The 13935-nt window shown below is 54.6% G+C and carries 18 protein-coding genes and 1 pseudogene; 10 read left to right on the top strand and 9 right to left on the bottom strand.

The genetic code is table 11. The features are described 5' to 3' along the window. Positions 1-126: 126 nt before the first annotated feature. From ACQ86N_RS06405 to ACQ86N_RS06365, 9 genes are all read right to left on the bottom strand, one after another. Positions 127-726 carry a Pycsar system effector family protein gene (locus ACQ86N_RS06405; protein ID WP_431214453.1) on the bottom strand — a complete coding sequence of 200 codons (600 nt, stop codon included), beginning with the start codon at positions 724-726 and terminating at the stop codon, positions 127-129. Further along, positions 723-896, bottom strand: coding sequence for a hypothetical protein (locus ACQ86N_RS06400; protein WP_431214452.1), 174 nt, complete (start codon positions 894-896; stop codon positions 723-725). Before ACQ86N_RS06400 ends, ACQ86N_RS06405 begins: the two co-directional genes overlap by 4 nt. Then, the gene (locus ACQ86N_RS06395) at positions 886-1452 is read right to left on the bottom strand and encodes an HD domain-containing protein (protein ID WP_431214451.1); all 567 of its coding nucleotides are present in this window, start codon (positions 1450-1452) and stop codon (positions 886-888) included. The genes ACQ86N_RS06400 and ACQ86N_RS06395 overlap by 11 nt, the downstream gene beginning before the upstream one ends. 112 nt (positions 1453-1564) lie before the next feature. Beyond that, a complete protein-coding gene (locus ACQ86N_RS06390) occupies positions 1565-2536 on the bottom strand; it encodes an EamA family transporter (RefSeq protein ID WP_431214450.1) in 972 nt (323 codons plus the stop codon). Between the two features lie 5 nt (positions 2537-2541). Beyond that, positions 2542-3015: an Lrp/AsnC family transcriptional regulator gene (locus ACQ86N_RS06385; RefSeq protein ID WP_431214449.1), complete on the bottom strand. Its 474-nt coding sequence runs from the start codon at positions 3013-3015 to the stop codon at positions 2542-2544. A gap of 43 nt (positions 3016-3058) precedes the next feature. After that, positions 3059-4435, bottom strand: a complete 1377-nt coding sequence (locus ACQ86N_RS06380; RefSeq protein WP_431214448.1) for a tetratricopeptide repeat protein — start codon at positions 4433-4435, stop codon at positions 3059-3061. After that, on the bottom strand, positions 4419-4868 hold the full coding sequence (locus ACQ86N_RS06375) for a hypothetical protein (protein ID WP_431214447.1): 450 nt from the start codon (positions 4866-4868) through the stop codon (positions 4419-4421). The genes ACQ86N_RS06380 and ACQ86N_RS06375 overlap by 17 nt, the downstream gene beginning before the upstream one ends. A 96-nt stretch (positions 4869-4964) precedes the next feature. Further along, on the bottom strand, positions 4965-5234 hold the full coding sequence (locus tag ACQ86N_RS06370; protein ID WP_431214446.1) for a helix-turn-helix transcriptional regulator: 270 nt from the start codon (positions 5232-5234) through the stop codon (positions 4965-4967). Positions 5235-5476: 242 nt separating this feature from the next. Then, entirely contained in the window at positions 5477-5713 is a 237-nt protein-coding gene (locus ACQ86N_RS06365; protein ID WP_431214445.1) for a hypothetical protein, read from the bottom strand. An 87-nt stretch (positions 5714-5800) separates the two neighbouring features. Between ACQ86N_RS06365 and ACQ86N_RS06360 the strand changes: the two genes are divergently transcribed. From ACQ86N_RS06360 to xseB, 10 genes and pseudogenes are all read left to right on the top strand, one after another. Continuing rightward, positions 5801-6184, top strand: coding sequence for a hypothetical protein (locus ACQ86N_RS06360; RefSeq protein WP_431214444.1), 384 nt, complete (start codon positions 5801-5803; stop codon positions 6182-6184). A 153-nt stretch (positions 6185-6337) separates the two neighbouring features. Beyond that, complete coding sequence (locus ACQ86N_RS06355; protein WP_431214443.1) at positions 6338-7204, top strand: FGGY-family carbohydrate kinase; 867 nt, start codon at positions 6338-6340, stop codon at positions 7202-7204. Beyond that, positions 7195-7455 carry an FGGY-family carbohydrate kinase gene (locus ACQ86N_RS06350; RefSeq protein WP_431214442.1) on the top strand — a complete coding sequence of 87 codons (261 nt, stop codon included), beginning with the start codon at positions 7195-7197 and terminating at the stop codon, positions 7453-7455. Before ACQ86N_RS06355 ends, ACQ86N_RS06350 begins: the two co-directional genes overlap by 10 nt. After that, positions 7448-8146 carry an L-ribulose-5-phosphate 4-epimerase gene (locus ACQ86N_RS06345; RefSeq protein WP_431214441.1) on the top strand — a complete coding sequence of 233 codons (699 nt, stop codon included), beginning with the start codon at positions 7448-7450 and terminating at the stop codon, positions 8144-8146. The genes ACQ86N_RS06350 and ACQ86N_RS06345 overlap by 8 nt, the downstream gene beginning before the upstream one ends. A 15-nt stretch (positions 8147-8161) precedes the next feature. Then, positions 8162-9068 (top strand): annotated as a pseudogene (locus ACQ86N_RS06340) (L-arabinose isomerase family protein); the annotation flags it as partial. Next, the gene (locus ACQ86N_RS06335) at positions 9045-9683 is read left to right on the top strand and encodes an L-arabinose isomerase family protein (protein ID WP_431217295.1); all 639 of its coding nucleotides are present in this window, start codon (positions 9045-9047) and stop codon (positions 9681-9683) included. The pseudogene ACQ86N_RS06340 and the gene ACQ86N_RS06335, both read left to right, overlap by 24 nt. Positions 9684-9696: 13 nt before the next feature. Continuing rightward, positions 9697-11331: a sodium:solute symporter family transporter gene (locus tag ACQ86N_RS06330; RefSeq protein WP_431214440.1), complete on the top strand. Its 1635-nt coding sequence runs from the start codon at positions 9697-9699 to the stop codon at positions 11329-11331. 138 nt (positions 11332-11469) lie between these two features. Further along, positions 11470-12222, top strand: coding sequence for an NUDIX hydrolase (locus tag ACQ86N_RS06325; protein WP_431214439.1), 753 nt, complete (start codon positions 11470-11472; stop codon positions 12220-12222). Further along, complete coding sequence (gene xseA, locus ACQ86N_RS06320; RefSeq protein ID WP_431217294.1) at positions 12146-13447, top strand: exodeoxyribonuclease VII large subunit; 1302 nt, start codon at positions 12146-12148, stop codon at positions 13445-13447. Before ACQ86N_RS06325 ends, xseA begins: the two co-directional genes overlap by 77 nt. Continuing rightward, on the top strand, positions 13425-13820 hold the full coding sequence (gene xseB, locus ACQ86N_RS06315) for an exodeoxyribonuclease VII small subunit (RefSeq protein WP_431214438.1): 396 nt from the start codon (positions 13425-13427) through the stop codon (positions 13818-13820). Before xseA ends, xseB begins: the two co-directional genes overlap by 23 nt. Positions 13821-13935: the final 115 nt, after the last annotated feature.

Below are 13935 nucleotides of genomic sequence, written 5' to 3'. Positions count from 1 at the left end.
TCCCTTCCTCCCGCCTCCTCTCCTTCAGGAATTTGATAAAACCCCTGAAAGGAAATGCGGGAATCCGGCTGGTCGGCTCCCTCGATCCCTTTAATAATATGTACGACAGTATTCTGCATAAAAATTTTACCTTGACGGAAAGAAAAGCGCCGCTATCAAAAATGCCAGTACCGACGCGATCAAACCATACATGAACACATTGTAGGACCACCTCAGCCACAAATACTTCTTGCCCAGCGCGATCCCCTGATAGTATACATCCCGGATCAGACTGCCGTAAAGAAAGTCCTTGTCATCCATCATGACCAGCATTCCGCCCGCATACTCCTCGAGACTCATCCGGTAAAAATTACCGAAGAACAAAAGATTGACCTTTTTTCGTCGAGGTCTGCCTTGGTGAACGTACCAGGCGGAATCATGCGGCCGCGTCGCCAAGATGGAGAATATGATCGTGACCAGGTTCACGAACAACAACAGGGTAGCAGGTATTGCCAGATTGGTATGATCCTCTATTTTCCTCAGCAGCAGGCTCAGCAAAACCGAAATGATGATGGCGTTCACCTGTATCAGAATATGCGCCTTGCTGTCCGCCTGCGAACTCAGCCGCTGATTATTATTCGACGTGATCCGGAACACCGTGTCGATACCACGGCCCGGATCTTTTTTCTTATTCTTCTTCTCTCTTCGCCGCAGGCTTTTCCCCGTCGGAATCACCATGGCCGTCATCGGAGACCCCCGCCTTGCGTAGCAACCTCCTCCAGCGGATTCCCGTTGCCCGCGACATTGGAATCCAGCAAACCATGTTGCCGCAACAGCCCGTTCAGCACATGTTCTTCGTCATCCGGCTCCTTTGCCTTCAGCTTTTCCAGATTCTCCTGCTGCTTCTCATTCAGCAATAGCCGGCAATAGTCGGTATAGTAATGCGTGACTCTCCAGAAAACGGATCGTACCCTTTCGCCATTCGTCCTTGCTTATCTTCCGGTGCTTCACCGCCTCAGCCTCCCTGCGCATCGCCTTGTTCCGGTCAGAGAACTCCTCCGTCCCCAGATGATACAGATCAGCGTCACAGACGATCTGCTCCAGCAGGGTCACGGCCCGTTGGGGCAGTTGGGTCGCAAGGATACACTTCCGGATGGAATCGATGATTCCCCTGTCCACTCCCGTCCCTTCCAGAAAAGACTCCGCCATGCGCGCGCCCCTTTCTTCGTGACCGGGCCCCTCCCCGGTAAGATACCCGATATCATGGAACCACGCCGCAATCTTAACGGTAAAGAACTCAGCATCATTCAGTTGATAATGCTGCGCGATCTGTACGGCCGCCTCCACGACCCGCTCCGTATGCTTTCTGTTGTGATAAACCAGCTTGTCACTGATGTGCGTGTCGAAAAAGGATCGGACATAATGCTGCGCCTGTTCTAAAATACTGCTATAGTCGATACTGGTCTGGTCCATGGCCGGTGTTTTGTAGGAAGTTCCCTCCGGCCCCAAATTAACAAATTATCTCCCTTTCTGGTTGAATCCTCGGAGAAAATGACATCAATATAGTAGGTATGTACAACTTATTTTATTCCGCCGCCATCACCCCCGCCCTCTTTTGAGGCCTGGTGCCGGGGACCGAACGGTATTTTGACAAATTGATCAGCAGCACACTGACCAGTATCACCGCCAGGCCGGTCAGCTGAAGCCAGCTCATCCGCTCGCCGGCAAATAAAGTGCCCAATAACACCGCAACTACAGGGTTGACATAGGCATGCGTACTCACCTGGGTAGCCGGCCTCACCTGAAGCAGCCAGACAAACGCGCTGTAACCGACCAGCGAACCCATCGTCACCAAATAGACGATCCCCATCCACGAGCTCAGGGGCACCTCCGCCGGATGAAACGCCCCCCACTCCCCGCTGGCGAGACTCGCGGGGATAAACGCAACACCCGCCGCAAACATCTGCCAGCCCGCATTCACCGCATTACTGCTGCCTTCGGCCGTCCTGTATTTGGAATAAAGAGAACCGGCAGCCCACGAGACCGACCCCAGCACCAGTACCACCAGAGCCACCGTTTCCATATGCTCCCCGGACAACCCTCTGCTCAGTTGCTGCACGAAAAGCAGCAACACCCCGACAAACCCGACAACCAGCCCGACGATCGTCGACCGGCTCCGGAAATTCTCCTTCCACTTCCCCTTATCGAGCAACACGAACCACACCGGCCCCGCCGCCAGCAGAATAGCCGCCAGACTGCTTGGAATATACTGCTCCGACCAGATCAGAGCCCCGTTGCCCGTCCCGAGCAGCAGCAGACCACTCACGATGGCCGGCCGCATGACCTTCCACGAGAATAGTTTTTTCCTGGTAAATAGACACCACAGCAGCATAAGGGTCCCAGCCAGTATAAATCGGAATGCGCCCACCATCATCGGCGGAATATGCAGCACCGACAGCCGGATAAAGAAATAGGTCGAACCCCAGACAACGTATACGATTGCGAAGGCTACCACCACCATTATCGTGGAGGCAGGCCTGTTAGAAGGAGTAGACATAACTACTATTTTTGGGAATCTGGAATATTTAGTCGCTGTTCCTCTTTTACGGTCTCGAGCACGATCGTAGTCTTCGTAGAATGGATCGTAGGGATTTGAGCAAACTCATTTCGCATCAGCGACATCAGCGCCGCCGAATCCGCCGTCCTGACCTTGACGAGATAACAGTCATCCCCGGCAATATTGTGCACTTCCTGCACCTCCGGGATCTTGGCAAGCGCCGGACCCGTTACGGGCGAACCAAATCCGTCCGTGGTTTTTATAAAAATGAAAGCCAGTAGCCGCTGACCGATCAATGACGCGTTCACCTGGGCGTTATATCGCAGGATCACCTTCTTCTGCTCCAGTTTCTTCACCCGTTCGAGCATAGCCGAAGGGGCCATCTCCAGCTCGCGCGCCAGCTCCACATTCGAGATACGTGCATTCTCCTGCATCAGCCGGAGTATCCGCATATCGATATTGTCTAAAAGGATTTCCATATTTTATTATGTAAAGATAGTTATTTTTAGAATAAAATTCATTCTACGACGCCTCACTCTGTATTTTCTTCTCCGTAACGACCCTTTTCCTATGACTAAGATAGTGTATCACCTTGTGCTCCAGCCAGTGATGCAGCGGCACCAGAACGGCCGCCAGCCCGATTTTTATCATCAGCACCATCCAGGGCTCATCGTGCGTCCAGCGCTGGATCGACTTGTCCGCCAGCAGAATGATGAACTCGAAAAGAAAGATAAAGGACACAAAGCCAAGCGCCCTGATAAAACCCGCCGGCACGGCAAACCACCCGAGCATGACCAGAACGACGAACAGCGCCACCAGGCCGATGGTGAAACCGAGATACTGCAAATTGTGCCGGTGTTCGACCCTTTCCTCTTCTTCGCGCGCCAGCCGCTCGCGCCGCTGATTGTCATTCTCCACTTCCATCTTCAGCAGGTCCGCGTCCCGGCTCATATCCCTCAGACTGTCCTTCACGGAATGATAACGGATATTGTACAGATGCGCCGACCTGTAGTCCCCGGCCATGCTATATACGGAGTCCAGCATCTGCGCACAGGTCTCCTGCACTTCGAGGTCCTTGATCTCCTCGCCGATACGGTAGGCCTTCAGATAACTGGCAATCGCCTGTGGATAGTCCTTCTTCCGGATATTATAGTCGCCGACCGCCGTATAGAAATTATAGTGCTGCTCGGGATTGCTCTTCCTGTCCATATCCGGCTCCGCCCTCCGGAAATAATAACCCGCACTGTCGAATTTCTTGAGTTCGGTCATACTCATCGCATACAGCTGATCGAGAAAATACTGGTACCCCATATTCTGCAGGAAAATAACGATCGACTGGTGGGTCATCAGATAGCTGTAACCTTTTGAATACTGATGCAGGTTGAAGTACATATTGAAAATGCGGAAATAAGGGTCCACCTTCAGCAGGTCATAGTGCATCGAGTCCGCAAACAGAATGGCTTTCTCATACATCTTCAGCGCAAGGTCCGGCTGCTTGCTGCGCGTAAAAAGATCGCCCGTGCTGTACATGTCCCGAATGACGTCCAGCGGGCGCCCCGCCTTGCTGTCCTGTCGGTACATCATCATCCGGTAGTCGATCGCCTTGCCGTATTCACCGATGCTTGAATAGAATCTGGAAAGATGCTCCCAGGCATCACTCAGCAGACTTTCCTTATTGCTCTTTTCGGCAACCTGCAGCGCCTCCAGAAAATTCCTGAATGCAAGCAATTTCTCATCTGCAGACAGATAATAGTCGCCCATCGACGCATAAGCCATGGCCCTTGTCGTATCGTTCTGGCTGGCGCCCGCTATCGACAATTCCTGGTTGCAGTATTCCAGACCCTTCTGTCTGTTCCCCTTGTAGATCCAGGCCGTCGACAACTCACTGTAGGCGCGCACCTGCAAAAAGTTCCAGGTCGTTGGCCTTTGCAATGGCGGCAGCCCTGTTGAAATTGCCGATAGCCCGCTCGAGATTGTCGGACAGGCCCGGGTTGTTCATATACCGCCGTCCGATAGTCATATAGGTCGTACCCATCAGCCTGCGGTCCCGGCTCAGCTCGGCCGTCTCCATCGCGCGGCTGACATACAGGTCACCCATCAGCGGGTCCATATAGGAAGACAACGCAAGTTCCAATAGATACTGCACCTTGTCGGATGGAGTCTGCGCCTTCGACAAACCCAGTTTGAGGCTGTCGATGAATCGGTCGCCCGACAGTCCCTCCGCCGGGGCATACCCCTGCCCTCCGGCGTGTCCGCTATCCGGCTGGGCTCTCACCAAAAAAGAAAAGAAAACAAAAAAGACAAAAAGAGACAAAGAATAACGTCTAAACATAGGCCAATAGATTCATCGGCCTAAAGATACGTACGTTAACCCTCCCCCGTAAAATATTGGAGGGTCAGAAAAATAAGTCCATAAAAGGCGATCTGATCAGAAGGTGCGGGTCGGGATCAGTAACTCCCGGATGTCGACATCAAGTGCGAGAGCGATCTCGCGAAGCAGTTTTAAAGTAGGCTGAAATTCGTTGTTGCAGATACGCGTAACGCTGTTGGGCGCGATGCCGACTCTGGTAGCCAGCTCCTTATGCGATATATCTTTTTCTGCTAGGACAGCCTTGATCCTGTTGATTTTTAATTTTTTTTCCATTTTTTCTCCGGCGGTTTGAGGGGCAGGGTAATTTAGGTTATTTCCGTCTAACATAGTGTGTAATTTTGAAGATAAGTTTCTAGGAATCAACACGTTCCGATTTCAACTATACGGAATTGGTATCTTATGATCCGTAAAAAGTATGATAGCATAATCTTTACGTATCGTCCTTCAATTCCCTATCAACAAGACCACATTTCCATTCCATAGTCCTAGTCGCCACCAAAAAAATTCTCCAACCCCAAATTCTCCCCCAATTCTCTCCAAAATTCCCCCGAATCCCCCCCAAATCCATCCTAAAATCCCCCAATCCTCCCCAACAAGCCCAACTCTCCCACCACCCACACCCCCGGCACGGTCCACCCCACCGCACGCCCCCCGACCGCGTCTCCCCGGCACCCATCCGCAGCCCCCGTCTCCCCGGCACCCATCCGCAGCCCCCTTCTCCCCGGCACCCATCCGCAGCCCCCGTCTCCCCGGCACCCCAACCGCTCCCTCCGTCCCCCCAATGCACCCCTGCTCGCCTCCCCCAAAAAATTAATTTTTAAAAACCCGGGAAATAAATGTTATTTTGACAGGAATTCCCTCAAAACAAACGGAATCTCCTGGACAAAAGCCATATGGGACAAGATAATTTTGTAATCGGAGTAGACTACGGAACAGACTCGGTTCGCTCCCTTCTCGTGAATACTGCCAACGGCAGCGAAATAGCATCAGCCGTATATTATTACCCCCGCTGGAAAGACGGACTCTTCTGCAACCCCGCCGACAACCAGTTCAGACAACACCCCCTCGACTATATAGAAGGACTCGAGAACACCATCCGCGCCTGTCTCGCACAAGCCGGCCCCGCGGCAGCAGCAGCAGTAAGAGCCATCTCCGTCGATACCACCGGCTCGACACCGGTTGCCGTAGATGAAACAGGCACGCCCCTTGGCCTTCTGCCCGCCTTCGAAAAAATCCCAACGCACTCTTCGTCCTCTGGAAGGACCATACATCGGTAAAAGAAGCGGCGGAGATCAACGCACACGCGATAAAATTCCCCGTCAACTACCTGCAGTTTGTCGGCGGCATCTACTCTTCCGAATGGTTCTGGGCCAAACTGCTCCACATTCTTCGCGTCGACGCCGACGTCAGAAAAGCCTGCTATTCCCTGGGTGGAACACTGCGACTGGATCCCCTTCCTCCTCACAGGAGGCAAACACGTCTCGGAAATGCGACGCAGCGTATGCGCAGCCGGCCACAAGGCGCTCTGGGCGACGGCCTTCAACGGCTATCCCCCGGACGAATTCTTCGCTTCCCTCGACCCGCTGTTAAAAGGATTTACCGCAAGGCTCTACGAAAAGGCCTATGCTTCCGACCAGGCCGCAGGCCGCATTTCCCCTGAGTGGGCGACCCGCCTCGGTCTGTCCGCCGACGTCGTAATAGGCGTTGGCGCATTCGACGCACATATGGGCGCGGTCGGCGGCCAGATCGAACCCTACCACCTCAGCAAGGTCATGGGTACCTCTACCTGCGATATGCTCGTCGCCCCTCTGGACGAAGTAAAGGACCGACTGGTCAAAGGCATCTGCGGCCAGGTACCCGGTTCGGTCATTCCCGGCATGATGGGCATGGAAGCCGGCCAGTCCGCCTTCGGCGACGCCTACGCCTGGTTCCGCAACCTCATCGCCTGGCCCGTCCGCCAGCTATGGCCAGACGAAGCGCAAGCCAACTCGATCATCGACAAGATTATACCCGAACTCAGCCGTCAGGCCGCGGCCCTGCCTGCCGACACCCATGCCGAACTCGCCGTCGACTGGTTCAACGGACGACGCACACCCGACGCCAACCAGCTCCTGAAAGGAGCCATCACCGGCATCGGCCTCGGCAGCGACGCCCCCCGCCTCTTCAGAGCCATCGTCGAATCTACCTGCTTCGGAGCACGAACTATCGTCGACCGGTTCATCCAGGAAGGCGTTCCCGTGCGCGGCCTCATCGGCCTCGGCGGAGTGGCAAAAAATCCCCCTTCATCATGCAGATGATGGCCGACGTAATGGACAGACCCATTCGCATCCACGGCAGCGAACAGACATGCGCACTCGGCGCGGCCATGTTCGCCGCTACCGCGGCCGGCATCTACCCCAAAGTGGAAGACGCCATGGCAGCCATCGGGCAAGGTTTCGACGCCACCTATCGCCCCGACCCGTCCAAAGTAAAAATATACGCCGACCGCTTCGACGCCTATGCACGGCTCGGCGGGTTCATAGAAAAAGAAACAGCAACCCATGAGTAAATACACCGACATCCGCGAAGCCGCCTACCAGGCCAATATGCGACTGCCCCGGCTGGGACTCGTCCTCTTTACCTTCGGTAACGTCAGCGCCGCAGACCGTGACCTCGGCGTCTTCGCCATCAAACCCAGCGGAGTACCCTACGAAGAGCTCACACCGGACAGCATGGTGATCGTCGACTTCGACGGGAAGACCGTCAAAGGCAAACTTCGCCCGTCCTCCGATACCCTCACCCACGCCGTGCTGTACAAGCACTGGGAAAAGATCGGCGGTATCGTCCATACACATTCCACCTACGCCACCGCATGGGCCCAGGCGCAGCGCGACATACCCATCTTCGGCACCACACACGCCGACCACAACACCGTCGACGTCCCATGTGCCCCGCCGATGAACGACGACATGATCCAGGGCGACTACGAATACCAGACCGGCTTTCAGATCATGAACGCCTTCAGGGACCGCGGCCTCAGCTACGAAGAAGTGGAAATGGTCCTCGTCGGCAACCACGCTCCCTTCACCTGGGGCAAAACGCCCGACAAAGCCGTCTACAATAGCGCAGTCCTCGAGAGCATCGCACAGATGGCCTACCTGACCGAACAGATCAGTTCCGTCGCACCCAGACTAAAAGACTCACTGATAAAAAAACACTACGAACGCAAACACGGTCCGAATTCCTATTACGGACAATAAAATAACAATTACACTATGGATCTAAAGAAACTCGAAGTCTGGTTTGTCACCGGCAGCCAACACCTCTATGGAGAAGAAACCCTCCGCCAGGTAGCACAACATTCCCAAACGATAGCAAAATCGCTCAACGACTCCCCCCAGATCCCCGTAAAGGTCGTCTTCCGCCCTACCGTCAAATCCCCGGAAGAGATCTACGCCGCCTGTCAGGAGGCCAATACCGCACCCAACTGCATCGGCATCATCGCCTGGATGCACACGTTCTCCCCGCAAAAATGTGGATAGGCGGACTGCGCATCCTGCAGAAACCCATCGTCCATCTTCACACGCAGTTCAACAGGGATATTCCCTGGGATACGATCGATATGGATTTCATGAACCTCAACCAGAGCGCCCACGGCGACAGGGAATTTGGATTCATGATGACCCGTATGCGCCTCGACCGTAAAGTCGTCACCGGCCACTGGCAGGATCCCGAAACGCTCGGCCAGGTGAACGCCTGGGCCCGCGCCGCCGCCGGCTGGAACGACTGGCAGGGCGCCCGCTTCGTCCGCTTTGGCGACAACATGCGCTACGTCGCTGTCACGGAAGGCGACAAGGTCGAAGCCGAACTGAAATTTGGCTACTCGGTCAATACCCATGGCGTCGGCGACCTCGTAAAAGTCATCAATGGCGTCACCGACAAATCCATCGACACCCTCGTACAGGAGTACGCGGATAGCTATACACTCGCCGCCCCCTGCACAAAGGCAAAGACCGCCACAAAGACCTCCGCGAAGCAGCCCGCATCGAACTCGGTATGCGCAGCTTCCTTGAGGACGGCAACTACAAAGGCTATACCGACACCTTCGAAGACCTCCACGGCATCGCCCAGCTGCCCGGCATCGCCTCCCAGCGACTCATGGCCAGCGGCTACGGCTTCGGCGGCGAAGGCGACTGGAAAACAGCCGCTCTCGTCCGCGCTATGAAAGTCATGGGTAGCGGTCTCCCCGGCGGCAATTCCTTCATGGAAGACTATACCTACCATTTCGAACCAGGAAATAATCTCGTCCTCGGCGCGCACATGCTCGAGATCTGCGAATCTATCGCCGACGGCAAACCGTCCTGCGAGATACACCCGCTCGGCATCGGCGGCAAGTCTGACCCCGTCCGCCTCGTCTTCAACTCCGCCGCCGGCCCGGCCCTCAACGCGTCCATCGTCGACATGGGCAACCGCTTCCGCCTCCTCGTCAACGAGGTCGAAGCCATCGCGCCCGCACACGCCCTGCCCAAATTGCCCGTGGCCCGCGTCCTCTGGAAACCCTACCCGGACATGAAGACCGGCTGCTCGGCCCGGATCCAGGCAGGAGGCGCCCACCACACCGGGTACAGCCAAAATCTGACGGCCGAACACATGCGCGACTTCGCCGACATGGCCGGCATCGAATTCGCACTTATCGGAAAAAGACGGACCTGTATCAGTTCCGCAACGAACTCCGCTGGAACGAAGCCTACTATAAATAACCCCACCACTGTCCCCCCGCAAGGGGGACAGTCATAAATCTTGCTTGCATATGGACAGGAAACTCGCATTCGCTGACTACGTGGTCTTCATCATCTATTTTGTGCTGGTCGCCTCCTATGGCATCTGGATCTACCGCCGGAAAAGGAAGGCAGTCACCGATACAAAAGACTTCTTCCTCGCGGAAGGCTCCCTCACCTGGTGGGCCATCGGCGCCTCCCTCATCGCCTCCAACATCTCCGCCGAACAATTCGTCGGAATGAGCGGCGAAGGCTTTTTCGCCGGCATCGCCGTCGCCGCCTACGAATGGATCGCCGCCCTCGCCCTGATCATCATCGCCGTATGGTTTCTTCCGGTCTACCTGAAGAACAAAATATACACGATGCCCCAGTTCCTGAAGACACGCTACAACGAAACGGTTGCCCTGATCATGGCCATCTTCTGGCTCCTCCTCTACGTCTTCGTCAACCTCACCTCCATCCTCTACCTCGGCGCCGTGGCCATCAACGGCCTGATACCCGGCGAACACCTTCATACGATTATGATCGCCCTGGCCATCTTCTCCCTCCTGATCACACTCGGCGGGATGAAAGTCATCGGCTTCACCGACGTCATCCAGGTAGCAGTGCTCATCATCGGAGGCCTCGCGACCACCTACCTCGCCCTCACAGTCGTCTCGGAAAGCTTCGGTCTGGGCAGCAGCGCCCTCGCCGGATTCAACGCACTCCTCAAAAACGCACCGGAACACTTCCGCATGATCTTCCACAAGCCGACCGCCGCCTCCACGCAGCTCGAAGTAGACAAATACCTCGTCCTGCCCGGCATCGCCATGTATTTCGCCGGTCAGTGGATCGTCAATCTCAATTATTGGGGCTGCAACCAGTACATCACACAGCGGGCCCTCGGCGCCAACATCACCACCGCCCGCACCGGCATCCTCTTCGCCGGCCTGCTCAAACTTATGATGCCCATCATCGTCATGCTTCCCGGCATCGCCGCCTTCGTCCTGTACAAAAATGGACACCTGAACCTTACCGACGGCAGAAAAGACTACGCCTATTCCGCCATCCTCGGATTCCTGCCCAGCGGCCTGAAAGGACTATCCATAGCCGCCCTCACCGCCGCCATCGTATCCTCCCTCGCCGGCAAGGTCAACAGCATCTCCACGATCTTCACCCTCGATATCTACAAAAAGTATTTCAACAGAGAAGCTACCGAACAAAAAATGGTCTGGACCGGACGCCTGGCCGTGGTGATAGCCATGTTCATCGGCATCCTCTTCACCTGGAAAGACGTCCTCGGCATCGGCGGAAAAGGCGGATTTACTTTCATCCAGCAGTACACCGGCTTTATCAGCCCCGGCGTGCTCGCCATGTTCCTGCTCGGCATGTTCTGGAAAAGGACCACGGCCACCGCGGCAGTCGCCGGCCTCGTCACCGGCTTCGTCCTTTCGGTATACTTCAACGAATACGCCCCCAGCTGTCGGGCCACGAAACACTCCTCTATACGGCATACCCGACCCAAATCGTCGAAAACGGCGTCGCCACTACCGTTTGGCAGATCCCCTTCCTCATCTGCATGGGCCTCGCCTTCCTGTTCACGGTCATCGTCATGGTCGGGCTCAGCCTCGCCGGACCCAAAGTCAACCCCAAAGCCTTCGAGCTCGATCGGGAGATGTTCCGCCTAAAACCCTCTACAATCGCACTCATCGTCGTTACAATCCTGATACTGATGGCACTTTATGTAAAGTTTTGGTAGTATATTCGAACCGTATATATAAACCTATACCAATCGACTCATGAATCGTTATCCGGGAGAAACCCGTATGCTTGTTGCCGTAGATTGTATCATCTTCGGATTCGACGGGACTGACATTAAATTGCTGCTTGTACAACGGGGACTAAAACCCGAAAAAGGAAAATGGAGCCTCATGGGAGGCTTCCTCCAAGCCGGCGAAAGCCTCGAACAGGCCGCCAACCGCATCCTCAAACAACTGACCGGGCTCGAAGGCGTTTATATGGAACAAATGCGCGCATTCGGCGAACCCGAACGCGACCCCGTCGAACGGACCCTAAGCATCGCCTACTTCGCCCTTATCGACATCCACCAGTACGAGAAACAGCTCAGCAACGAATACCACCCCGAATGGTTCCACGTCAAAAAAATGCCCGACCTGATCTTCGACCATAAGAAAATGGTGGACATCGCCAAACGCCAGCTTCGCTACAAAGCCGCTCTCCACCCCATCCTGTTCGAACTGCTGCCCTCCAGATTCACCATCCCACAGCTGCAGATCCTCTACGAAGGCATTTATGATACCACCTTCGACAACCGCAACTTCAGCCGCAAAGTCCTGTCCACCGAACTGCTGATCAAACAAAAGAAAAAGATAAGGCCAACTCAAAAAAAGGCGCCTTCTACTATAAACTCGACAAAAGGAAATACAAAGCCAATTTCCAGGCCTTTCTTAACTTTATCCCGAATCCGGATAAACTTTTACTCTGATCCAGCCAATACGACTTTCCCAGCTCACCACCAATATCGCGGAGACGCTGAACAACGCCTTCCGGCGCCTTAGTTTCTGGGTCGTAGCAGACGTAACAAGCCATACCTTCCGGCAGGAAAAGAACTACCACAGCTTCGACCTGGTCGAAAAAGACACGGCCTCCAACGCCCTCATCGCCAAAATACAGGCGAAAGCATGGGGCAGAGGCGCTACCAGCGTCGCCAGCTTCGAGAACATCACCGGCCAGCGCTTTACCAATAATATAAATGTCCTTGTCAACGTCACCGTCGAATACCACCCCGTATTCGGCCTCCAGCTGAACGTCAACGAAGTCGACAGCAATTTTACCCTCGGCCAGCTCGAACAGCAGCGCCAGGCCACCCTCGTCCGCCTCGTCCGCGAAAACCCCGGATTTATCTGGCAAACACCCGGCGGCTTCGACACAAAGAATAAACAACTGGCCCTCCCGGGAGTGATCCAGCACATAGCAGTCATCGCTTCCCGCACATCGGCAGGCTGGCAGGACTTCCACCACACCCTCGGCAACAACCCCTTCGGCTATACGTTCAGGATCGACGAATATTTCACGGTCGTCCAGGGAGAGAACAACACCCAGCAGTTCCTCTCCCGCCTCATCGACGTCTTCAACAGCGGCAACAACTACGACGCCGTAGTCATCATCCGCGGCGGCGGCGCACAAACCGACTTCCTCATCTTCGACGACTATATGATCGGAAAGGCAATCGCCAAATTCCCAATCCCCATCATCACGGGCATCGGCCACCAGAAGAATGAGACGATCGCCGACCTCATGGCCCATACCCCCACGAAAACCCCGACAAAAGCCGCCGAATTTATCATCAATCAGAACCGGTCCTTCGAAGACTCCGTCATCCGCCTCCGGCAGAATATCGTCATCAGGGCGCAGCAACAATTCGCCGACAATAACAGAGCCCTCAACAGAGTAAACAACAGCATCATTAATAAATCCCGTACCATCCTCGCCGGCCGCCAGCAGGAACTGGTATCCACCCGAACGTCCCTGCTGATCCACAGCAACAACTATTGCAAAAACCAGAAAAGATACCTCGACCATTTTGTATCCATCATCAAAATAGCCTCTCCCGAAAACACACTCCGGCGCGGCTTCGCCATCATCAGACACAACGATAAAATAATCAGCAACCCCGACGACCTGACCATCGGCAACGACATCGGCATCGTCCTGGCCGATAAAGAGATCACAGCAACAGTAACCGCAAAAAATGACTACAATGGAACCGACTTTCACCTATGAAGAAGCATACAGGGAACTCGCAGCCATCGCAAGAGAGATCGAATCCGAGTCCGTTGCCGTAGACGTTCTGGCCCAAAAAGTCCGTCGGGCGTCCGAACTGATCACCTGGTGCCAGACCAAACTCCGCACCAGCGAAACAGAAGTAAATAAGATCATTTCCCAAATGGACAAACAACCCCTAACCCATGTATATTTTACGCAAACGCTCCCGCAAACGTTTGCGGAACCCTTCCCTGCACTGGTTTCTACGCCATACCTACGCAAACCGCCAATTTTTAACATTAAGCTGGCAATTAGTGCATCGAATGATTTGATTTATCCAATCAGAACAGTAATTTTGACAATTAAGCGGAAAATTGCACGCCGGTTTTAGCGTCTAATCCAAACATTTAAGTTTTTCTATATTTTTAGTTTTGAATGGTCACAAAAGTCGTGACGCGAGGGCAATTTCTATTGCCCTCTCTTTTTTAGAAATGCGGCAATTTCTA

Source organism: Puia sp. P3 (genome assembly GCF_050632245.1).
GTDB lineage: Bacteria > Bacteroidota > Bacteroidia > Chitinophagales > Chitinophagaceae > Puia.
This window is presented reverse-complemented; position numbering and strand designations above follow the sequence as displayed.